Genomic DNA, 21,409 nt, shown 5'->3' on the forward strand with positions numbered 1-21,409 from the left:
GGGCTTCCCCGGCAGGGTGGGCAACACCCACCAGGACCCCGAGGCCTTCGCCAGCCTGATCAACGATGTCCAGACCAAGCTGTTCGACCAGCTGGCCGGACGAGACCTGGGTCTACCCGGGCCACGGCAAGGACACAACGCTGGGTGACGAGCGGCCGCGGCTGCCCCAGTGGCGCGAGCGCGGCTGGTAGCTCGGCCCGTCAGACCTCAGCCCGCCGGACCGCTCAGGGCCGCCCGGACGTCGAGCGGTCCCGAGCTGTCGAAGCTGTCCGCCACCGCCGGCGGCAGAGGGCGAAGGCGCAGCAGTCCTGTGACCAGACGCGCGGCGAGCCCGTGCCAGGTACAGGCTCCCTGAATGGCGGCGAACCCGGCGGGTGCGGAACGGTGTTGGCAGTCTGCACCCGCCGCGGTGAGAGGCGTCAGACCTCCACGCTGCCCTTCTGCTCCGCCTCGGCCGACTCCGCCGCGTCCCGCTCCGACTGCCTCTTGGAGGCGATCAGGCTCGTGATCGTGGTGACGACCAGCACGCCGCAGATGACCGCGAGCGAGAACGGAATCGAGATTTCGGGGACATGCACCCCGCTCTCGTGCAGGGCATGGAGTACCAGCTTGACCCCGATGAAGCCGAGGATCACCGACAGGCCGTAGCTGAGGTGGACCAGCTTCCGCAGCAGTCCGCCGATGAGGAAGTACAGCTGACGCAGACCCATCAGTGCGAACGCGTTCGCCGTGAAGACGATGTAGGGGTCCTGCGTCAGGCCGAAGATCGCGGGTATGGAGTCCAGCGCGAACAGCACATCGGTGGTGCCGATGGCGAGCATGACCACCATCAGCGGGGTCAGCACGCGCTTGCCGTTGGTACGGACGAAAAGCTTGGTGCCGTGGTACTTGTCGGCCACACCGAAGCGGTTCTCGATGGACTTCAGCAGGCGGTTCTCCTCGAACTCCTCTTCCTCGTCGTCCGATCGCGCCTCCTGGATGAGCTTCCAGGCGGTGTAGATGAGGAACGCGCCGAAGATGTAGAAGACCCACGCGAAGCTTGCGATCATCGCGGCGCCCGCGGCGATGAAGATGGCGCGCAGGACGAGGGCGATCAGCACACCGACGAGCAGGACACGCTGCTGGAGGTGCGACGGCACCGAGAACTTCGCCATGATCAGGACGAAGACGAAGAGGTTGTCGACGCTGAGCGACTTCTCGGTGACGAAGCCCGCGAAGAACTCGCCGGACGCCTGGCTGCCGCCGAAGACCAGCAGGCCGAGGCCGAAGATGGCGGCCAGGACGATCCAGACGACGGTCCAGATCCCGGCTTCCTTGATCGACACATCATGCGGCTTGCGCCCGATGAAGAAGTCGATCGCGATCAGGGCGCTCAGACCAAGAATGGTCAGCACCCACAGGGTCATTGAAACGTCCACTGCGCCTCCGGCGTCGTACGGCTACTGATCAGCGTCGTCGCTGCCGGAGGTCTCCTCCGCCCGCGCGGTCTCTGCCGCCGCGGGCCGGCGCCCCGGGACCGAGACCGGTCCGTACTGACGGGAACGCCGCATCCGGGAGTACTCCCCTCCGCCCAAAGAACAGTACAGGAATACCCATGGAAAGGTAAAGAGTTCGGTAAAGAAGGTTCAAGTGCGCAGGTCAGCGGCCCCATTCACGGCGGGCGGCGGACACCTTGCCCAGCACCTGACGCAGCACGTCGCTGCCCGGCGGGACCGTCAGCGGTTCATACGTCCAGGCGTGCCGGACCCACGGATCGGCCAGGTGGTCGTCCGGGACCGGGGTGATGCGCAGCAGGGAGCGCCACAGAGGGTCAAGGACCGGGCCGTACGCGCTCGCGTCCTCGCGGTCCGCGACCATCAGCAGATGGACGCCGACGGCCGGACCCTCGTCGGCGAGATAGCGAAGCTGAGTGACCGCGCGGTCGTCGAAGCCGTGCGGGAAGTCGTTGACGATCAGCAGCTGCTCCGCCGTGTCCAGGTCCGGCGGGAGCGCGTCTGCCGCGCCGCCGCGTACCGCCATGGTCACCAGGTCCACCCGCTGGGTGAGCGTGGCCAGCGTGGCACTCACACCCTGGGCGCCGGCCGCCGGCGGCCCGGCGAGGACCCCGGAGTCGACCAGCGGCGCGAGCGACGCGGCCGCTGCGCCCGCCGGGTCGATGACATGGACCGTGAAGTCGCCGGGCGGATAGACCGCGAGCAGCCGGGCGGCGTGCGCGACCGCGCTGTCCATGGCGAGCCTGCGCAGCTGTGCCTCGTCCAGCGTCATCGCGGCCTCGGAACCGGTGCGTCCGCTGTCCACCCACAGCCCGCGCTCCAGCGGCAGCCGTACCAGCAGCGGAATTCGCAGCTCCGGGCTCTCGGGCAACTGGAGATCGCCGAGGCGCAGAGCCATCGGGACCTCCATCGGGACGCGGTACGCGTGCCACGCGGGGTTGTCCCAGCGGGCGAAGGCGGGCGGCAGCGCGGGCTCGACGACATCGGACTCGGCGCCGAGCTGGGCCAGATCACGGTCGAGGGCTTGGCGGGCCTGATCGGTCAGCTGCTCGCACTTGGCGCGGGCCGCCTCACGCGCCGCGTCCCCGGTGCCGCCGATTCGGCTGCGCGGGTCGGACAGCACCTGGTCGAGCTCCTGGTCCATCCGCGTCTCGGCGAAGTCGACGGCGCTGCGGTACGCGGCGACGCTGCGGGCCAGGTCCTCGAACATCCCCCAGATCTGGTTGTAGAGCCGCTCCTCCATTGACCAGCCGGTGGCATCTCCCGCGACGGGCGCTGCGGGCTCGCCGGGCCGGGCCGGCGCGGCCGCCGGGGGCGGCGGCGGGGGCGCGACCGACTGGCGGCGCGGGTGCGCGTAGTTGATGGGCCCGCCCGGTGTCTGTGGGGCGTCGGGCGTGGGGGTCTGCTGGGGGCCCGTGGAGGCCGGCTGCCGGCCGGGGCCCGTGAGGCCGTCGGGGAGCGTGGCGTCGGGGCCGGGCGCGGGCGTCTGCTCCGACCGCGGCAGGTCGGGCGCAGCGTACGCGCTGTCGGCGGCGCTCGTCCGCAGCTGCGCCGGTTCGGCCCGGGGCGCGCGACGGCCGCCCGCCGCGCCCTGGATGTCCGCAGCCTTCTCAAGGGCCGTGGCCAGCCCCTGGTCGGCCAGCAGTTGCACGAGCCCGCCGGCGTATCCCTGGCCCACCGCGCGGACCTTCCAGGCGCCCTGGCGGCGGTACAACTCGACGGCAACGAGCGCGGTCTCGGTGTCCAGACCGGTGATGGTGAATCTGGCGACCTCAACGTCACCCCCGCCCGTGACGGCGAGGAACGGGGCCGCGGTGGCGCCGAAGTGGGCCGGGCCACCCATCCCTTCGGGGAGCGCGAGCAGCACATTGACCTGCTGCGCCGCCTCGGGCACCGCGTCCAGGTCGATCGTGAACCGGGGTGCCTCGGTGGCGCCTCGGGGCACCACGACCCCGGGCACTGTTGGGGCACCGGGGTGGGCTATCCATTCCTCGCGTACGGTCCCCTGCCCGTCCGAGCAGGTGGCGCAGGCGACGACTGGGTGGCCGGCCGACACCCGGATCTCCAGGCGGGTGTCGGACAAGGGGTGGTTCTGCCCCCGGACCAGCTCGGCCGTCATCGCTCTGTCCCCTCAGTGCTGTGCGGTGGTGGTAAGTGTGCAGCTCCCGGCGGCCTGTTGCCTCCGGGAGCTGCAGATGTCTCGCGTACGCGACTTCCGTACGTGTCGTCCGTACGAGCCGTGCCTACAGGTGCGGCAGGATCGACGGCATCAGGTCCTGGAAGGTACGGCCGTTGGCCGGGTTGCCGAGAGCCGTCATCTGCCAGCCGCCGCCGACCCGGTGCACCTTCGCCATGATCTGCGCGGTGTACTGGCCGCCGCCGTCGAGCGTGTAGCGGGCGAGCTCCTGGCCGTTGGTCTCGTCGACGATGCGGCAGAAGGCGTTCTGCACCTCCTGGAACGTCTGGCCGGTGAAGGAGTTCACCGTGAAGACGATCTGGTCGATGTGGACCGGGACCCGCTGCAGGTCGACGAGGATCGCCTCGTCGTCGCCGCCCGAGCCCGCCCCGCCGACCAGGTTGTCGCCGGTGTGCTTGACCGAGCCGTCGTCGCTCACGAGATGGCGGAAGAAGACCACGTCCACCGGCTGCTTGTCGGCGAACAGCACTGCCGACGCGTCCAGGTCGATCTCGCGCGTGCGCGAGCCGAACAGACCGCGGCGCGGCGCTGCCTGCCAGCCGAGCCCCATCCGCACCGCGGTGAGGGTGCCCCCGTCGCTCTTCTGCAGGCTGATGGCCTGACCCTTGGTCATATTGACCGTCACGCGCTGTCCCCTTCTCCCGAATAGCTGCCGCCCATATGTGCGGTTGTTGAGCACCCTACGCAGTGGCGCCATGGGGCAGCACAATTGGCTCGTTTTTGTGTCGGTCTTGAAACACTCACCCGGTGCGAGATTCAGGCGAGCCCCGCCTCCTTCATCTGGCGCAGCTCCTTCTTCAGCTCTCCCACCTCGTCGCGGAGCCGGGCGGCGATCTCGAACTGCAGGTCGGCGGCGGCCGCCCGCATCCGGTCGGTCATCTCCTCGATGATCCCGGCCAGTTCGGCAGCCGGGCGGTCGGTGAGCACCTCGCCCGTCCTGGCCGCGCTCTTGCCGAGTGCGGGAACGGGGGCCTTGGCGCCCTTGCCGGGCTTCTCGGCCCTCGCCTGCCGGTAGCCGGTGCCGAGCAGTTCCTCGGTGTCGACCTCCTCGCGGGCGATGGTCGCGACGATGTCGTTGATCTTCTTGCGGAGGGGCTGCGGGTCGATGCCGCGCTCGGTGTTGTACGCGACCTGCTTCTCCCGGCGGCGGTTGGTCTCGTCGATCGCCTGCGCCATCGCCGGGGTGATGGTGTCCGCGTACATGTGGACCTGGCCGGAGACATTGCGCGCCGCACGCCCGATGGTCTGGATCAGCGAGGTGCCGGAGCGCAGGAAGCCCTGCTTGTCGGCGTCGAGGATCGCCACCAGGGACACTTCGGGAAGGTCGAGGCCCTCACGCAGCAGGTTGATGCCGACCAGGACGTCGTACTCACCGGCGCGCAGTTCGCGCAGCAGCTCGACGCGGCGCAGGGTGTCGACGTCGCTGTGCAGATATCTGACCTGGATGCCCAGTTCGAGGAAGTAGTCGGTGAGGTCCTCGGCCATCTTCTTGGTGAGCGTGGTGACCAGGACGCGCTCGTCCTTCTCGGCCCGCTCGCGGATCTCGTGCACCAGGTCGTCGATCTGGCCCTCGGTGGGCTTGACGACGACCTCGGGGTCGACCAGGCCCGTGGGGCGGATGATCTGCTCGACGAAGCCCTTGCCGCGGGAGAGTTCGTAGGTGCCGGGGGTGGCGGAGAGGTAGACGGTCTGGCCGATCCGCTGCTGGAACTCCTCCCACTTCAGCGGTCGGTTGTCGAGCGCGGAGGGCAGCCGGAAGCCGTGGTCGACGAGCGTGCGCTTGCGGGAGGCGTCGCCCTCGTACATCGCACCGATCTGGGGCACTGTCACATGCGACTCGTCGATGACGAGCAGGAAGTCCTCGGGGAAGTAGTCGAGGAGGGTGTTGGGCGCGGTGCCGGGATCGCGGTCGTCGAAGTGCATCGAGTAGTTCTCGACTCCTGAGCAGGAGCCGATCTGGCGCAGCATCTCGATGTCGTACGTGGTGCGCATCCGCAGCCTCTGGGACTCCAGCAGTTTGCCCTGCTTGTCCAGCTCGGCGAGGCGCTCCTCGAGCTCCTTCTCGATGCCGTTGATCGCCTTCTCCATGCGCTCCGGGCCCGCCACGTAGTGGCTGGCCGGGAAGACGTACAGCGACTGGTCCTCGCTGATGATCTCGCCGGTGAGCGGGTGGAGGGTGGAGAGCGCCTCGATCTCGTCGCCGAACATCTCGATGCGGACGGCGAGCTCCTCGTAGACCGGGAAGATCTCGATGGTGTCGCCACGGACCCGGAAGGTGCCGCGCGCGAACGCCACGTCGTTGCGCGTGTACTGGATGTCGACGAAGCGGCGCAGCAGCTGATCGCGGTCGATCTCGTCGCCGACCTTGAGCGGCACCATCCGGTCGACGTACTCCTGCGGGGTGCCCAGGCCGTAGATGCAGGAGACGGAGGCGACCACGATCACGTCGCGCCGGGTGAGCAGGGAGTTCGTCGCGGAGTGGCGCAGCCGCTCGACCTCCTCGTTGATCGAGGAGTCCTTCTCGATGTAGGTGTCCGACTGCGGGACGTACGCCTCGGGCTGGTAGTAGTCGTAGTACGAGACGAAGTACTCCACCGCGTTGTTCGGCAGGAGCTCGCGGAACTCGTTCGCCAGCTGGGCGGCCAGTGTCTTGTTGGGCGCCATGACCAGGGTGGGGCGCTGAAGCCTCTCGATCATCCAGGCGGTGGTCGCCGACTTTCCGGTGCCGGTCGCGCCGAGGAGGACGACATCCTTTTCACCTGCGCGGACACGCCGCTCCAGGTCGTCGATGGCCGTCGGCTGGTCGCCGCTGGGCTGGTAGGGACTGACGACCTCGAAGGGCGCCACCGTGCGTTCGATCTGGGAAACGGGCCGCATGGAACCACCGTACGACCCACCACTGACAGCCGGGAGCGGATCAGGCGCTCAGCAGGTCACCGGGGCCATCGGTCGCGGGAGCGCAGGAGCTCCCGGCGCGCGGAACGGTCGGCGGCCCAGCTCGTGGGCTGCCCGCTCGCAGCCCTCGTGCGCTGGGCGGGCACTCCGGGGCGCAGGGCGGCCGCATCGAGGGACCGCCAGTCCGGCTCACCCATCACCAGCAGCGGGTCGAACATCACCACCACTCCGGCGAGGAGCAGGAAGACGACCGGGCCGACGAGCAGGGGCGCGAGCAGCGCGGCGGCCGCCTCGCCGCCGCCTGAGGGGCCGGCTGCCGCGTGCAGGTGGACGCTGACCGCCGCCATCCCCGTGTAGTGCATGCCGCTCACGGCGACACCCATCACGAGGCTGGCGCCGAGGCTCGCCAGGAAGCCATGAATCGACACGGCCGCCCACAGGGCTGAGGTGGCGGCGACGACCGCGATCACCACGGAGAGGGCGACGGTCAGGGTGTCGTACTCGAGCTGACCGTCGAGTCGCATACCCGCCATACCGAGGTAGTGCATGGTGGCCACCCCGAGGCCGGTGATCGTGCCGCCGGTGACCAGCGCCATCGGGGTGGCGCCGCGGTAGCCCACGATGAAGATCCCTATGCCCACCATCACGATCGCGACGGCGAGGCTGGCGAACGTCGTCGTTCTGTCATAGCTGATGGGCGCCTCGGCGACGGTGAAGCCCATCATCGCGACGAAGTGCATCGTCCAGATGCCCGAGCCGATCGCAGTGGCGCCCAGGGCGAGCCAGCCCGGCTTGAAAGAGCGCCCGTTGCGGACGGATCTGGTGGTGCAGCGCAGGCCGAGGGCCCCGCCGAGGCATGCCATGAGGTAGGCCGCCACGGGCGTGACGAGGCCGTAGCTGAATCCGTCGACAGTCCCCTGCATGCGGTTACGCCCTTCGCTCCTTGTGATCCCCGCGATCCCTGACGGAACGTCCGGTCCGGGGGCGAGAGTAGGGCTCTCGCGACGGTTAGCAAATATTTGAACAGAGATTTGTCGACACGGAAACTGCCCCTCGATGCGTTCTGGGTGGATCCGTTCAGGTTCCGGCGGCGTGCGGATACCGGACCGGACCGGCGTTGTCAGTGGCCGGTCGTACGGTGTCGGCATGAAGAGCTTCGAGTGGGCCGTCGTGAACACGAACATCGGACCGCTGCTGCTCGCCGCGACCGGAGAGGGTCTGGTGAGCGTGGTCTTCCATGCGGACCCGGCGGTACGGGACAGAGCGCTCGCGCGGCTTGCGGAGCGGCTGGCCGCCGAGCCGGCCGAGGACGCGACGGGCCTGCTGGCCGAGCCGATACGTCAGCTCGAGGCGTATTTCGACGGCGGGCTGCGGGAGTTCGACCTGCCGCTGGACTGGTCGCTGTCCGGCGGCTTCAACCGGCAGGTACTGCGGGAGCTGGCCAAGGGCGTGCCCTACGGCACGGTCGTCGGGTACGGAGACCTGGCGGCCCGGGTGGGCGAGCCGGGCGCGGCGCAGGCGGTGGGCGCGGCGATGGGGTCCAATCCGCTGCCGGTCGTGGTGCCGTGCCACCGGGTGGTGGAAACGGACGGAGGGCTCGGCGGCTTCGGGGGTGGACTGGAGACCAAGCGGAAGCTGCTGGCGCTGGAGGGTGTACTTCCCGAGCCGCTGTTCTGAGCGCCTTTTCTGTAGCCACCGTTCTGACCGGCGGCCGGGAGAGACCCGGGGGACGCGGTTTCGCACGTGCGTACGGGCTGGCACACTGCGCCAGTGACCACCAGCTCTGACGCACCCGATATATCCGAAGAATCGGATATTTTCGCTCACTCTGCCGAGCCCGGGCGGGCGCGGTGACGGCGCTCGACAAGACCGCGGCCCCCGCACCGGTGACGGCGGACGACCTGCCCGCACTGCGACGGCGTATCACCGCCGTGCTCATAGCCAGCCAGATTCTGGGCGGGCTCGGCGTCGCGACCGGCATCGCTCTGGCCACGGTGCTGGCGCAGCAGGTGAGCGGCACCGAGGCGCTGTCCGGTCTCGCGCCGACGGCGACCGTGGCCGGGACCGCGCTGCTGTCCATGCCGCTGGCCGCGCTGATGACGGCCCGCGGGCGCCGGCCGGGGCTGGTACTGGCGTATGTGCTGGGCGCGTTGGGCGCGGGCGTGGTCGTGCTGGCCGCTGTCGCCGACAACTTTCCGCTGCTGCTCCTCGGCATGGCCGTCTTCGGCGCCGGTTCGTCGGCGAATCTTCAGGCGCGCTTCGCCGCCGCCGACCTGGCCGAGCCCGAGCGGCGTGGCCGGGCCATCTCCAACGTCGTGTGGGCGACCACGATCGGCGCGGTGCTCGGCCCCAATATCGCCGCGCCCGCGGGCCGCAGCGTCTCCGGGCTCGGCATACCGGCTGCCGCGGGCCCCTTCGTCTGGGCGGCCGGGGTGTTCCTCGCCTCAGCGGTTCTGGTGCTTGTCCTGCTGCGCCCGGATCCGCTGCTGACGGCACGGGCGCTTGCCCCGGCAGACCGCTCCCCCGAGGGGCGTTCGCTGAGGGCGGGGATGCGTGCTGTGCGCGAATCGCCGATGGCGCAGCTCGCGCTGGTCACCGTCGCCGCCTCGCACACCGCGATGGTGTCGATCATGTCGATGACCCCGGTGGCGCTCAGCCACCACGGCGCGGGCATCGAGCTGATCGGCCTGGTGATCAGCGGCCATATCGCGGGCATGTACGCGTTCTCGCCGGTCATGGGCTGGCTGGCGGACCGTATCGGCAGACTCGCCGTCATCGGTCTGGCGGCCGGGCTGATCTCCTTGGCCGCACTTCTCGCCGGCACGGCGGGGGCAAGCCACGGGCAGACGGCCGCCGGCCTCTTCGTTCTCGGCCTGGGCTGGTCGGCCGGCCTGGTGTCCGGCTCCACGCTGCTCACCGATTCGGTTCCGCAGCCTGCCCGCGCCGCCGTGCAGGGCCTGTCCGACCTGACCATGAACACCTCGGCGGGGATCGGCGGCGCGGCGGCCGGGCTGATCGTCGCGCAGGCGAGCTACGGCTGGCTGAACGTTGTCGGCGCCTGCCTGCTCCTGCCGATGGCGGCTCTGGCCGTACGCAGGGCGCTCAGATGACCGAGGTGTGCAGCGAGGTGCAGGCACTGCCGGGATCTGCTCCAGGTTCCCGGGCGCGGGTTTGGGCGCCGCACTCCTGTGCCAGGGATGGGACATGCTGCTGACCGAAGTGACCGAGGAAGTACAGGAAGCGCTCGCCGCGCACCGGCCCGTCGTGGCCCTGGAGTCGACGATCATCGCGCACGGGCTGCCGCATCCGCGCAATCTGGCCGTCGCCGAGGAGCTGGAGGGGCTCGTACGCTCCGAGGGCGCCGTCCCAGCGACAGTCGCCGTGCTGGACGGCACAGTCCATATCGGCCTGGACAAGCGGCAGTTGGAGCGTGTCGCGGGAGACGAGGACGTACGCAAGCTCGGGCACCGGGATCTTGCGCCGGCGCTGGCCGCGGGGGTGAGCGGGGCGACGACCGTCTCGGCGACGGCGTTCCTCGCGGCGCGGGCCGGGATCCGGGTCTTCGCGACCGGCGGCCTGGGCGGCGTGCACCGCGAGTGGACCGAGACGCAGGACGAGTCGGCGGATCTGCGGCTGCTCGCGGGGACCCGGATCGCGGTGGTGTGCGCGGGCGTGAAGTCGGTGCTCGACGTGCCCGCGACGCTGCAGCGGCTGGAGACGCTGGGCGTCGGGATTCTCGGATACGGCACGCGGGAGTTTCCCGGCTTCTATCTGACCTCCTCCGGACAGCCCGTCGACTGGACCGTCGGCACACCGCAGGAGGTGGCCGAGGTGATCCGGGCCGGGGACGCGCTCGGCGGTCCGGACACCGCGCTGATCGTCGCCAATCCGGTCCCTCGGACTGAGCAGCTGGATCCGGCGCTGCACGACCGGGTGCTGGCCGAGGCCCTTGACGAGTGCCGGGAGCGCGGCATCGGGGGCCAGGCCGTGACGCCGTTCCTGCTCGACTATCTGATGCGGCGCACGGAAGGTGCCTCGCTGGAGGCGAATGTGGCGGCGGTGCGCGGGAATGTGCGGCTGGCGGCGCGGATCGCGGCGGCGCTGTGACGCTCCCCGGAGCCGCGAGCGGGGGTGCCCTGATCGTCATCGGCGATGTGGTCACCGATGTGGTGGCCCGGCATCGGGTGCCGCTCGCGCACGGTACGGACACGGCGGCCGCGATCCGTATCCTGCCGGGCGGCGCGGGGGCCAACGTGGCCTGTTGGGCGGCGCATTGGGGCTGCCGGGACGTTCGGCTGCTGGCCCGGGTCGGCCAGGAGGAGGCGGGCTGGCACGACGCGCGACTGCGGGCCGCGGGCGTACGGCCGCTCATCGTCCCGGACGCCGAGGCCCCGACGGCCACGGTCATCGCCCTTGTCGACGCGACCGCCGAGCGGACTTTTCTCACCGACAGCGGCGCGGTCCTGCGCCTGTCCCCCGCCGACTGGTCGCCGTCGCTGCTGGACGGGGTCGGACACCTGCATCTGTCCGGCTATCTCGTCTTCGCCGACTCCAGCCGCCAACTGGCCCTGCTCGCCCTGGAGTCGGCGCGGGCACGCGGCATTCCGGTGAGCGTCGACCCGGCATCGGCGGGCTTCATCGCGAAGCTGGGCGTGGACCGGATGCTGGCGGCGCTCAGGGGCGCGGACGTCCTCGTTCCCAACGCCGACGAGGCCCGTCTGCTGACCGGCCTGCCGGAGGCGGCCGACGCCGCCGCCAAGCTGAGCCGCCATGTCCCGCTCACGGTCGTGACTCTGGGCGCCGACGGCGCCCTGGTCGCGGAGTCGGGCACGGTCACGGCCCATGTCCCGGCCGTCCCGGCACAAGCGGTGGACTCGACCGGCGCAGGCGACGCCTTCACGGGCGCGTTCCTCGCCGCACGGCTCGCCGGCGCGGACGCGGCGACGGCCGCGGCCGAGGGTTGCCGGGCGGGCGCGGACGCGGTGGCACTGACCGGCGGCCGGCCGGATCAGCGCAGGCCGCCCCATGCGGGGTGACGCGGATCATCGGCCCGTACGAGCACATCGGCGACGTCCGCGGGGCCCACCTCGTCCTCGTACCGCTCGAAGGCGGGCAGGGTCCAGCGCTCGCTCTCCCGCGTACGCCGCCGCAGCGCCGCCGGCGACAGCCGCAGATGCACGCTCAAGTCGAAGGGGAACCAGTGCCCGAGCAGGAAGGGGCCGTGCAGCAACAGCACACCGCCGGGAGGGAGTTCGGTGTGCGCACTGCGGGTGGCCCGATCGGTCACGGGGTCCCACAGATCGGGCAGCACCCGCCCGCTGCCGTCCGCCTCCAGCGGCCCGAAGACCTCCCGCCACAGCGCCCCGGTGTCGTACCAGCCGCTGTAGTAGGTCTCGGGGTCTTCGCGCCCGTACTCGAACCGCAGCGAGGCGGGCCGCAGGAACCCTTCAGTCCCGACGACGAGAACGCTGCGCCCGCGCACCCGCAGCGCCTCCCCAAGGCGTGCGGCAAGCTCCCCGGTCCCCGCGGCGGGCGCCCCGTCGATGGCGATCCGCAGCCGGGAGCCGCCGTGCTCGGTGACCCCCATGGCCTTGTCGACGATGGCCTCTGCCAGCCGTTCCCAGGTGATCGCCTCGAATCTCATGGCCTACTTACCGGCGCACGGCGGCGCGTCCGCGTCATTCGACAACGGGCTGCCCGTGGGCAGCAGATAGGTCACGTACAGCACGACGGGCTCGCTGCCCAGGTTGCGCCCGATGTGCCGGTGCCGCCGCCCGGAGGGTTCGATGAAGGCCGTGCCGGCGGGCGTGACCTCGACCGAGCAGTCGTCCAGAGTCCGGGTCAGCGTCCCGGACTTGACGACGGCGAGGAGCTGCCCGGCATGCGTGTGCCAGCCGGTGGAGCCGCCCGGGGCGATGGTGATCGTCCGTACGACCACGTCCGTCTTCCCTCTGGCTTTCAGCTTGAGGGTCCCTTCCGAGACGCCCTGCGCGAGGATCGTGCCCGAAACGCCGCTGCCGGGCGTCGCGTTCGCCGCGGACGGCACCGTCGCGAGCGCCGCGAGGCACCCGACCAGGACCATCGCCGTGCGTGTTCTGTCCTTGAAGCCCATGGAGTCTCCAGTCAGCGACATCGCCAAAACGGCCCCAACGTACCCGAAACGAGAGCGGGCCCGGGGGCGTAGCCGGCCCCCGAGCCCTGTGATGCCGCCCATGTGGCACGCCGGCACGCTTGAGAACCCAGGTCAGTCATCATGTCGCCGCGTCCTGCCTTTGGACCACCGCGCATCGAGCTGCGCGGGCCGGACTTGAACCGGCATTTCGACGCACCGGGGCCTGGGCCCGGTCGATCCGGCGATCGGCGGCGAATGCTGAGTCTGGAGCAATAGTCTGAGATTGATCGCGGTCTGCCTCTGCCGAGTTGGGCTACCGCGGCCCGCCGTTACGGAAAATGCCGCGGGGAGGCCTCGAACCTCCACTGGAACCGCGCAGTCACGACAAGCTTCAGTTTCAGCTTGCGCTCCTCGCGCACCCCGCCCGCGCACAGGCGGACGGGGAGTCATTGAGGCTACCCGAACAGGTAGCCGAACACGGCGTCACCCACCCGCTGGTCGGCGACCTCCGTACCGTTGGCCTCCTCGCGGGCGAACTTCACGGCCTGCTGAAGCTTCTCCACCCGCTCGAGCAGCTCGTTCACCCGCCGGGCCGGCAGCGCTCCGGAGAACTTCACCGTCGTCCAGTAACCGACGGGTATGTCCTCGTAGTACACCTCGACCTGCGCCGGGTGCTTCTCGGTTGCCTCGGCCTTCACATGGTTGCGCGGCACCTTCTTCGTGCGGAGCGTGCGCACCGCCTCCGTCTTCCAGTCATCCGTCGACGGGTCCAGCGTCCACGACTCCGAGGCGTCGAGCACCGGGAGCTTGCGCACAAAGGTGGTGATGTCCGTGAGCTGCTTCTCCAGGAAGAGGAGGTACGCGACCGGCACATCGCTCACCAGGACGCGCCCGTCCACGGTCACATCGGCACGCGCCGCACAGTTGGCCCAGTCCTTCGTGGCGGTCACGTCGAACAGCCGGGTGAGCGTCTTCGCGGTCTCGCGCAGCACGTCCTCGGCCTTGACCTGCACCCGTGTGGACTCGGGCGGAAGCTGCTCACCCTCCTCGTCCTTGGGCTGGTACGTACGCGAGATTCCGGCCAGCAGCGCAGGCTTCTGGAGCCCGTGATGGGCGGCCGTCAGGTCCTGGTGCGCCTTGGACTTGACGCCTTTCTCGACTGCGATGATCTGATTGAGTTTCGCCACGTCGATCAAGCTATCAAGACGCCCCACACACACTCGAACGATTATTCAGATCCCACAGCTCTGTCACCGGCTCATGTCCTTCGGGGAGTACGCACCATGGAGACAGCCGTCATCGCGGTCATCGGCACGCTGCTGGGATCGGTCGCCACCCATTTCTTCCAGCGCCAGACGGCCGATCGCACCGCCGCCCTCAGCCGCGCCGAACAGCTGCGGCAGGAGCGGATCTCCGCCTACAGCGCGTCGGACCGCTCATAGCGTTCGGAGCAGGCCCGAGAGACGCTGTCCGAGATCCGGAGCCCCGGGAGCGGATCTTCGAGGTGCTCTTCGACGGGCTGCGGCCACGCTGAACCGAAGGCGCGCAAAGCTTCTACGGAAGTCGCCGAACGGTCCGCGAGGCACACCGCCATCGCGAGCGCGGCAGGATCGGCCGGACAGGGCCTAACGGTTGTGGGCGGACCGGGCGCGGCGGTAAATGACGACGCCGCCGAGCAGCAAGGCGGCACCCGCGGGCGCGACGAGAGCGACCCCCTCTCCGGCGCCGGTCTCGGCGAGGCCCACCGGGGCTGCGGGTGTCTCGGGAGTCGGCGTTGAGGTGTGGGGCGCAGCGGGCTTCGGCGGCGTGGCGGGCCGCGGGCGAGCCGGGACAGGCGGCTTGCCGGGGGCGTTGGCGCAGGAGTTCCCGGTGGCCGGGTTGCGCGCTCCGACGACATTGACGGTGTTCCCGCAGACGTTGACCGGGACGTGCAAGGGCACCTGCACCGCGTTGCCGGACAGCAGGCCGGGCGAACGAGCCGCACCGCCGTCCGCGTTGGAGTCGGCGTGCGCGTACCCGGCCATGGCGAGCGCGCCACCCGTGAGCAGCACGGTGGCCAGACCCTTTCGGTGAACCTGCCTCATGGGTTCCCTGCCTTCAGGAGAAGTTCGCGGGCGCTCACCCGCACCCGCACCAACGTCCATGAGGCCATTCGGGTTATTGGCTCATCGTTCCTTCACTCCATCGAGTGTGCTGCTTATCGAACCAATCTGCGTGGCGCCGACACGGACACTCCTCAGCTCTTGTAGTCCTGGACACGCCGGCCCTTGCGGCGTTCGGTCAACGCGGGGAGTTGCTCGGTGAGTTCGGCCGCGATCGCCGGCACATCGACCGTCAGCAGCCGCCGGTCCCGCATCAGCACACGCCCGTCGACGACCGTGGTCCGTACGTCACCGGAACGCGCGCTGTGCACCACGGTCGCTGCGATGTTGTGCAGTGGCTGCGTGTGCGGGCCGCTGAGGTCCACCAGGATCAGATCCGCCCGCCGCCCGGGCGCGAGCGCGCCGATCTGTTCTCCGAGTCCGATGGCCCGCGCGCTCTGCGTCGTCGCGTGGTCGAGCGCCTGCCGGGCGGTCAGCCAGGCCGGGTCACCCTCGACGGACTTCTGCACCAGCGCGGTGAGCGCCATGCTCTCCCACACATCGAGGGTGTTGTTCGACGCGGCCCCGTCCGTGGCGAGCCCGACGGGAATCCCGGCGGACGCGAGAGCCCGGATCGGCGTCGTGTCCCACGCGAACTTGAGATACCCCTTGGGCGCGCAGGCGACCGCGATCCGCCCGTCGGCCCGCCGCAGCAGCGACAGGTCCTTCTCGGTGATCCCCGTTCCGTGTGCGATGAGCACATCCACGTCCAGCAGCCCGGCCCGTTCCAGAACCTCGACGGGCGTACGCCCGCACCGCGCAAGGCTGTTCTCGGTCTGCGCCCTGTTCTCGGCGGCATGGATGTGCACCAGCAGCCCGTGCTCGCGCGCGAGCACGGCGGTGGCTTCGAGATCGTCGTCGTCGACGGTGTACGGCGCATGGGGAGCCAGTGACGTGGTGATCCGCCCGTCGGCCGCGCCCCGCATCCGCAGCGCGAAGTCGAGCGACCTCTCCCGCCCCTCGGCTCCCTGGCTGGAGAAGTACGCCCAGCCGAGACTGGCACGCAGCCCGCTGTCCTCCACCGCTGCGGCGACCTTGTCCATCGAGAAGTAGTGATCGGCGAAGGCCGTCACCCCGCCCCTGATCATCTCCGCGCAGGCGAGCCGCGCCCCCAGTCCGACGACCCGGTCGGTGAGGTTGGACTCGATGGGCCAGATCCAGTCGTTGAACCACTCCTCCACCGGCATGTCCTCGGCAATTCCGCGCAGGGCGACCATCGGCGAGTGGGTGTGGCAGTTGATGAGCCCGGGCATGGCGAGCTGTCCACGGCCGTCGATGCGCTCGACGGCGGGGACCTCGGCGGCGGCCCGCGCGGAGGTGACGGCCCCGATGACCGTGCCCCGGACGACGACGGCCGCGTCCTCGACGAAATCGATCTCGCCCTGCTCGCCGTGTACGAGAGCGATGCACCCCTCGATCACAAGATCGGCGGGCCGGCCGGCGTCCGCGGTAACCATCTGGTCCTCCCTCTGACGTCTGGAGTCCTCAGTGTGTCGGCCGAATCCGGGTCGCCGGGCCTCGTCGCGCCGCTCTTGTGGGTGGTATCCGGCCGAAGTTGGAATCGCGGCCAGGACGGCCGCGGCCAGTGGCGGGACTCCAACGACGCCGTCGAGGCGCTGGTCAGCTGGACGGAGGGCCTGTGACCCGCCGGGCCCCGACGCCGACGCCCAGGGCGATCGAAGAATGGCCACAAAGTCGCGCACTCGGAGGCAGCATTGTTCAACCGCGTGACCGCAGAACGCAGAGAGGTCCGTGTCCTTGAGGCGCGGTATGGGATCATCCGGGCGCAGGCTCTCACGCCACGGGAGTCGCTGGCATTCATCGAGAAAGTGCTGGGAGAGACATGATCAGCAAGCCCTCTGTCGAGAGTGTCGCCGGGCTGGCGTGGTTCAAGAGCAGCTACAGCACCAGCGACGGCCCCGAGTGCGTCGAGGTCGCCTCCACCCCCGGCACCGTCCACGTCCGGGACTCCAAGCACACCGCCGGCCCCCAACTTGCCCTCTCCCCCACCGCCTGGAGCGGCTTCATCACCTACACGACGGAACTCGCGTCAGCTGACAACTGACGCCCGCCGCAAACCCGTCAGGCCGCCGACTGTCGCGCCGTGGGACGAACCAGCCGGAGCCTGAGGCATCATCAGGCTGATCTAGCCGTCCCAGATGCAGCTGTGACGGTGACGGGTCGGGGCAGGTGAACCACAGCTCGTGGCGCGGTGTTTGAGGGGGACGTGGTGGACAGTGCGGGACATGGTCAGACCTCTGCCCGCCCGCCGGTACTTCCGGGTTGGCCGAGCTAGAGGTCTGCCGCCGCGAAGCGTCCCCGTCGCTTGGTACGCATGGCGTGAAGCGTGGCAGGCATGAGCCCGCGCCGTCGAGCGGATTGCGAGTGGCTCAATGGGCAACGCCCTCCCGGCTCGTGAGCCGGGTCGTTCACCTGTCGAGCAGTGCGGTCAGTGCCCCCACCGGGTCGGCGTCCGGGGTGCCGCGCGGCCACCAGTCCTCGCGGTCCGGGTCGGACTCATAGCCGTACCAGACGCCGTCGCGGCCGAAGCGGAGCTGGAGCGAGCCGGTGGACAGATGGTTGCGCCAGGGGCGGAAGTGCGGGAAGTCCGCCGCGATCAGGGCGGGGCGGGCGCGGTCGAAGGGGCCCGCCGGTGGGTCCCAGGGCTCTTCGAGTACGGCGAGGGCCGCGAGCCCGCCCTGCCGCCAGGCAGCCACCGCGCGGGCCAGGTCGGTGGGAGTGTGATCGGTGGCCGCGGCGAGCTCCCGGTAGAGCGCGCGGGTCGAGGCGGTCAGACCTGAACCGGGGTGGGCGGCGGCCAGACGGACCGCGTCCTGCCACTGGGTGAGCTGTGCGACGGGGTCGGTGCCAGTGGTGAGGAGACTGTGGGCCCGGGCGGCCGCCTCGGTGGCAAGAAGGTCCAGGGCAAGGGGGTCGGGCGCGCCCGGTGTGTGCGGGTAGGCCGGGGGGCGGCCAGGGTGGGCGGGCGGGGCGAACGGCGGCGGCAGGGGCGGGAGCGGGCGAGAAGCGAAGGCCTCGCTCGCCGGGACCGTCGGCACGGCGGTACCAGTGGCCGCTCCGCTGCGTTCGGCCGCGGAGCGGGTGGCGTTGCGATGGGAGAGGTCCGCGAGGATTTCGCGTTCGCCACGGCCCCGCATCAGGAAGAGCACGAACGGGTCGTTGTCGAGCAGCCTTGCCGTCTGATAGCAGAGCGCGGCCGCGTGCTTGCAGGGGTAACCGTCGTCCGGGCAGGAGCAGTCGGGAATCAGGTCGCCGGGCGTGGGCAGCAGATCCGCCACCGTCGCAAGGGCGTGCGGCACATCCTTGTCGAGCAGCGCAGCGATGTGGTCGGGCCGTGACGCCGCTGCCGCCAGGAAGTCGTCCCAGTCCTCGTCGGTGAGCGTGCGCAGGCGGATCTCCGTGCGGTACGGGCGCGGTCTGCTGCCGTGGACGTATGCCATGACCCGGCCGGGGGTGACCGTGATCGCGTCGACATGACCCCGGCCGGCATACGCACGGCCCCGGACGAGGCGGGCGCGGTCCAGGGCCGTGTCCTCCAGCGCCTCCACCCAGGCGTTGCCCCACCAACTGGACGCGAACTCCTGGCCGTCGAGGGGCTGAAGGGCGGGGAACGTCCTGCGGCGGTCCTCGCGGCGGGAGTCGGCGAACCGGGCCGGGTTGCGCGGTGTCATGACTGCCTCCGGAGCGAGACGAGGTCCGCCAGCTCACGGTCGGTCAGCTCGGTCAGCGCAGCCTCCCCGGAGCCGAGGACCGCGTCGGCCAGGGCACGCTTGGACGCGAGCATGTCGGCGATGCGGTCCTCCACGGTGCCCTCCGCGATCAGCCGGTGTACCTGGACGGGCTGTGTCTGGCCGATGCGGTAGGCCCGGTCCGTCGCCTGCTCCTCGACGGCCGGATTCCACCAGCGGTCGAAGTGGATGACATGGCCCGCCCGGGTCAGATTCAGTCCCGTGCCCGCCGCCTTGAGGGACAGGATGAAGACCGGAATCTCGCCGGACTGGAAGCGGTCCACCATGCGCTCGCGCTCGGCCACCGGCGTGCCGCCGTGCAGGAGTTGGGAGGGGATTGCCCGGGAGGTCAAGTGCGCCGACAGGATGCGGGCCATCGAGACGTACTGGGTGAAGACCAGAACCGAGCCGTCCTCGGACAGGATCGTCTCGACGAGTTCGTCGAGGAGGGCGAGTTTTCCGGAGCGGCCCGTCAGTCTGCCGCTGTCTTCCTTGAGGAACTGCACGGGGTGGTTGCAGATCTGCTTGAGGCCGGTGAGCAGCTTCATCACCAGGCCGCGCCGGGCGATCCCCTCCGCGCCCTCGATCGCCGCCATCGCCTCCCGTACGACCGCCTCGTACAGGGAAGCCTGCTCGCGGGTGAGCGCGACGGGATGCTCGGACTCGGTCTTCGGCGGCAGCTCGGGCACGATGCCCGGATCGGATTTCTTGCGGCGCAGGAGGAAGGGGCGGACCAGCCGGGACAGCCGCTCTACCGCGTCGTCGTCCTCGCCGTTCTCCACCAGGCGTGCGTGGCGCGAGCGAAAGGCCTTGAGCGGGCCGAGCAGCCCCGGAGTCGTCCAGTCCAGCAGGGCCCACAGCTCGGAGAGGTTGTTCTCCACGGGCGTGCCGGTGAGGGCGACCCTGGCGGGGGCCGGGATCGTGCGCAGAGCCTTGGCCGTCGCGGAGAACGGGTTCTTGACGTGCTGCGCCTCGTCGGCGACGACCATCGACCAGGCGTGCGCGGCCAGTTGCTCCGCGCTCGTGCGCATCGTGCCGTACGTGGTGAGGACGAAGCCCCCGTCCAGCCCGGTAAGGGTGCGGTCGGCGCCGTGGAAACGACGCACGGAAACGCCGGGGGCGAAGCGCTCGATCTCCCGCTGCCAGTTGCCGAGCAGCGAGGCCGGGCAGACGACCAGCGTGGGGGCCTTGCGATCGCGGTGGAGATGAAGGGCGATCAGTGTGACCGTCTTGCCGAGACCCATGTCGTCCGCGAGACAGCCACCGAGCCCGAGCGAGGTCATCAGGTCCAGCCAGGCCAGACCGCGCAGCTGGTAGTCGCGCAGGGTGGCGGCGAGCCCCGCGGGGGGTTCGACGGGGGCCGAGGCCGCGACGAGCCGGTCGCGCAGGCTCGCCAGCGCGCCCGTCGGCACCGCCTCCACTGTCTCGCCGTCCACGTCGGCGGTGCCGGTCAGTGCCACGGCCAGCGCGTCGACGGGCTGGAGCAGCCCGAGCTCCCGCTTGCGCGCCTTGCGTACGAGATCGGGGTCGACCACCACCCACTGGTCCCGCAGCCGCACGATCGGGCGGTGCGCCTCGGCCAGTGCGTCCATCTCACGCTCGGTCAGCGGATCGCCGTCGAGTGCCAGCTGCCAGTTGAACTTGAGGAGTTCCTCGCTGTCGAAGAACGATGTGCCGTCGGTCGCCGAGCCGGGCACCGGGCGCACCACCGCGGCGGCCGAGAGCGTACGCGCCAGCTCCTTGGGCCAGTGCACGGCCACCCCGGCCGCGGCCAGCCGCGCCGCTCCAGGCCCGAGCAGTTCGTACAGCTCGTCCTCGCTCAGTGGCAGCACATCGGGCACGGCCCGCTCCAGCAGGCGGGCGAGCGGCAGCCAGACCCGGGCGGCGCGGCGCAGCGCCAGCACCGCGTCGATCCGGGCGCGCGGCCCGAAGTTCTCGTCCCCGTCGCCCGCCCACAGCCGGGCGGCGTCGATGACGAGTGTCGGGTCGGCGAGGCTGTGCACCTGCACGAGGGCCGCACCGGCGTTGCGCCGGGCGTCCTCCTGCGCCCCGTCCTCTGACCCGTCTGCCGTGACCGGCGCGTCCGCCGTGTCGAAGAGGTCGAACGCGGACAGGTCGAGGCGGAGCGAGACCCGTACGCCCGCGTCCATGCCCGCGGCGGCCTCGGCCGCCCACTCCCGCGCCCCGGGCAGATGCTGCGGGGCCACGGCCGCGAACGGTGCCCCCGCGGCGTACGCGGCGGCCGGTGTGCGCGGCAAGGTGTCGGCCACCGCGTCGAAGAAGAACCGCACCAGCGCCTCCGGCTCGTGCAGCCGCGGCGGATTCGGCCCGGCGACGGGGGCCGCATGCGCTTCGTACGGCATGGCGGCGGCAATCGCCCGCAGCTGGGCGATGTCGTCCGCGTCCAGGGGTCCCGCGCGCCAGGCGTCATGATCGGTCGCGGTCAGTCCGGGCAGCAGCCTGCCGCGCGCCGCCAGGTGAAGGGCGTGCAGGGCGGCCGCGCCCCAGCAGGCGGCGGCGGGGTGTGCGGCCGGGTCGTGGCGGGCGCGGGTGAGCAGCGGCAGAGCCTCGCCGACGGGCAGCAGCACGGCGGGGACAGGGCCGCTGCGGATGTCCGTGCCGTCGCGACGTACGACGGCGAGCTCGTCGGTCGCGTCCTGAAGCCGGTCGCCCCCGGGGTCCCAGAAGGCAACCCGCCCCTCGCGCGGCAGCCCGGCAGGCAGGAAGAGCGCGGCGCAGGTACGCAGCGTCTCCTCGCGATACGGATGCGGACTGGGCATGCCGGATGTCATGGGTCACCTCCCTCCCGCAGGTCGTCGGCG

At 70.7% G+C, this 21,409-nt stretch carries 19 protein-coding genes and 1 pseudogene; 8 read left to right on the top strand and 12 right to left on the bottom strand.

Going from position 1 to position 21,409, the window contains the following annotated elements:
- Positions 1-4 precede the first annotated feature (4 nt).
- A pseudogene (locus FBY35_RS26285) lies at positions 5-191 on the top strand (MBL fold metallo-hydrolase); the annotation flags it as partial.
- A gap of 228 nt (positions 192-419) precedes the next feature.
- Here FBY35_RS26285 and FBY35_RS26290 read toward each other — a convergent pair.
- The 5 genes from FBY35_RS26290 to FBY35_RS26310 all read right to left on the bottom strand — a co-directional run bounded on the left by FBY35_RS26290 (position 420) and on the right by FBY35_RS26310 (position 7,508).
- On the bottom strand, positions 420-1,418 hold the full coding sequence (locus tag FBY35_RS26290) for a TerC family protein (protein WP_142216447.1): 999 nt from the start codon (positions 1,416-1,418) through the stop codon (positions 420-422).
- A 220-nt stretch (positions 1,419-1,638) separates the two neighbouring features.
- Positions 1,639-3,612, bottom strand: a complete 1,974-nt coding sequence (locus FBY35_RS26295; RefSeq protein ID WP_142216448.1) for a TerD family protein — start codon at positions 3,610-3,612, stop codon at positions 1,639-1,641.
- 124 nt (positions 3,613-3,736) lie between these two features.
- Complete coding sequence (locus tag FBY35_RS26300) at positions 3,737-4,315, bottom strand: TerD family protein (protein WP_142216449.1); 579 nt, start codon at positions 4,313-4,315, stop codon at positions 3,737-3,739.
- Positions 4,316-4,446: 131 nt separating this feature from the next.
- Positions 4,447-6,567 carry an excinuclease ABC subunit UvrB gene (gene uvrB, locus FBY35_RS26305; protein WP_142216450.1) on the bottom strand — a complete coding sequence of 707 codons (2,121 nt, stop codon included), beginning with the start codon at positions 6,565-6,567 and terminating at the stop codon, positions 4,447-4,449.
- A 56-nt stretch (positions 6,568-6,623) separates the two neighbouring features.
- Positions 6,624-7,508, bottom strand: a complete 885-nt coding sequence (locus FBY35_RS26310; RefSeq protein WP_142216451.1) for an MHYT domain-containing protein — start codon at positions 7,506-7,508, stop codon at positions 6,624-6,626.
- A 223-nt stretch (positions 7,509-7,731) separates the two neighbouring features.
- On the opposite strand from FBY35_RS26310, the gene FBY35_RS26315 reads away from it, so the two are divergent.
- The 4 genes from FBY35_RS26315 (at position 7,732) to FBY35_RS26330 (ending at position 11,621) form a co-directional block, all read left to right on the top strand.
- Positions 7,732-8,262: a methylated-DNA--[protein]-cysteine S-methyltransferase gene (locus FBY35_RS26315; RefSeq protein WP_142216452.1), complete on the top strand. Its 531-nt coding sequence runs from the start codon at positions 7,732-7,734 to the stop codon at positions 8,260-8,262.
- A gap of 173 nt (positions 8,263-8,435) precedes the next feature.
- Positions 8,436-9,695 carry an MFS transporter gene (locus FBY35_RS26320; protein ID WP_142216453.1) on the top strand — a complete coding sequence of 420 codons (1,260 nt, stop codon included), beginning with the start codon at positions 8,436-8,438 and terminating at the stop codon, positions 9,693-9,695.
- A gap of 94 nt (positions 9,696-9,789) precedes the next feature.
- Positions 9,790-10,692: a pseudouridine-5'-phosphate glycosidase gene (locus FBY35_RS26325; RefSeq protein ID WP_142216454.1), complete on the top strand. Its 903-nt coding sequence runs from the start codon at positions 9,790-9,792 to the stop codon at positions 10,690-10,692.
- Positions 10,689-11,621 (top strand): carbohydrate kinase family protein, encoded by a 933-nt coding sequence (locus tag FBY35_RS26330; protein WP_142216455.1) that lies wholly within the window; start codon positions 10,689-10,691, stop codon positions 11,619-11,621. Before FBY35_RS26325 ends, FBY35_RS26330 begins: the two co-directional genes overlap by 4 nt.
- On the opposite strand, the gene FBY35_RS26335 is transcribed toward FBY35_RS26330, so the two are convergent.
- The 3 genes from FBY35_RS26335 to FBY35_RS26350 all read right to left on the bottom strand — a co-directional run bounded on the left by FBY35_RS26335 (position 11,594) and on the right by FBY35_RS26350 (position 13,884).
- A complete protein-coding gene (locus FBY35_RS26335) occupies positions 11,594-12,229 on the bottom strand; it encodes a uridine kinase (RefSeq protein ID WP_142216456.1) in 636 nt (211 codons plus the stop codon). The two genes, FBY35_RS26330 and FBY35_RS26335, sit on opposite strands and share 28 nt — an antisense overlap.
- 3 nt (positions 12,230-12,232) lie before the next feature.
- Positions 12,233-12,667 (bottom strand): cupin domain-containing protein, encoded by a 435-nt coding sequence (locus tag FBY35_RS26340; RefSeq protein ID WP_142218176.1) that lies wholly within the window; start codon positions 12,665-12,667, stop codon positions 12,233-12,235.
- A 485-nt stretch (positions 12,668-13,152) separates the two neighbouring features.
- Positions 13,153-13,884 (bottom strand): hypothetical protein, encoded by a 732-nt coding sequence (locus FBY35_RS26350; RefSeq protein WP_142216458.1) that lies wholly within the window; start codon positions 13,882-13,884, stop codon positions 13,153-13,155.
- A 96-nt stretch (positions 13,885-13,980) separates the two neighbouring features.
- On the opposite strand from FBY35_RS26350, the gene FBY35_RS36190 reads away from it, so the two are divergent.
- On the top strand, positions 13,981-14,139 hold the full coding sequence (locus tag FBY35_RS36190) for a hypothetical protein (RefSeq protein ID WP_160159319.1): 159 nt from the start codon (positions 13,981-13,983) through the stop codon (positions 14,137-14,139).
- 183 nt (positions 14,140-14,322) lie between these two features.
- Here FBY35_RS36190 and FBY35_RS26355 read toward each other — a convergent pair whose 3' ends face one another.
- Together FBY35_RS26355 and FBY35_RS26360 are read right to left on the bottom strand one after the other, a co-directional pair.
- Positions 14,323-14,781, bottom strand: a complete 459-nt coding sequence (locus tag FBY35_RS26355; protein WP_186357071.1) for a chaplin — start codon at positions 14,779-14,781, stop codon at positions 14,323-14,325.
- Between the two features lie 152 nt (positions 14,782-14,933).
- Complete coding sequence (locus FBY35_RS26360; RefSeq protein WP_142216459.1) at positions 14,934-16,295, bottom strand: amidohydrolase; 1,362 nt, start codon at positions 16,293-16,295, stop codon at positions 14,934-14,936.
- A gap of 33 nt (positions 16,296-16,328) precedes the next feature.
- Between FBY35_RS26360 and FBY35_RS36195 the strand changes: the two genes are divergently transcribed.
- Both FBY35_RS36195 and FBY35_RS26370 read left to right on the top strand, forming a co-directional pair.
- Positions 16,329-16,481 (top strand): hypothetical protein, encoded by a 153-nt coding sequence (locus tag FBY35_RS36195; RefSeq protein ID WP_160159320.1) that lies wholly within the window; start codon positions 16,329-16,331, stop codon positions 16,479-16,481.
- Between the two features lie 200 nt (positions 16,482-16,681).
- Entirely contained in the window at positions 16,682-16,903 is a 222-nt protein-coding gene (locus FBY35_RS26370; RefSeq protein ID WP_142216460.1) for a DUF397 domain-containing protein, read from the top strand.
- Positions 16,904-17,267: 364 nt separating this feature from the next.
- Here the strand turns inward: FBY35_RS26370 and FBY35_RS26375 are convergent, their stop codons facing one another.
- Together FBY35_RS26375 and FBY35_RS26380 are read right to left on the bottom strand one after the other, a co-directional pair.
- Complete coding sequence (locus FBY35_RS26375; protein WP_142216461.1) at positions 17,268-18,530, bottom strand: SWIM zinc finger family protein; 1,263 nt, start codon at positions 18,528-18,530, stop codon at positions 17,268-17,270.
- The gene (locus tag FBY35_RS26380; RefSeq protein WP_260848825.1) at positions 18,527-21,379 is read right to left on the bottom strand and encodes a DEAD/DEAH box helicase; all 2,853 of its coding nucleotides are present in this window, start codon (positions 21,377-21,379) and stop codon (positions 18,527-18,529) included. The genes FBY35_RS26375 and FBY35_RS26380 overlap by 4 nt, the downstream gene beginning before the upstream one ends.
- Positions 21,380-21,409 lie beyond the last annotated feature (30 nt).

It is taken from the genome of Streptomyces sp. SLBN-118, assembly GCF_006715635.1.
Classification (GTDB): domain Bacteria; phylum Actinomycetota; class Actinomycetes; order Streptomycetales; family Streptomycetaceae; genus Streptomyces.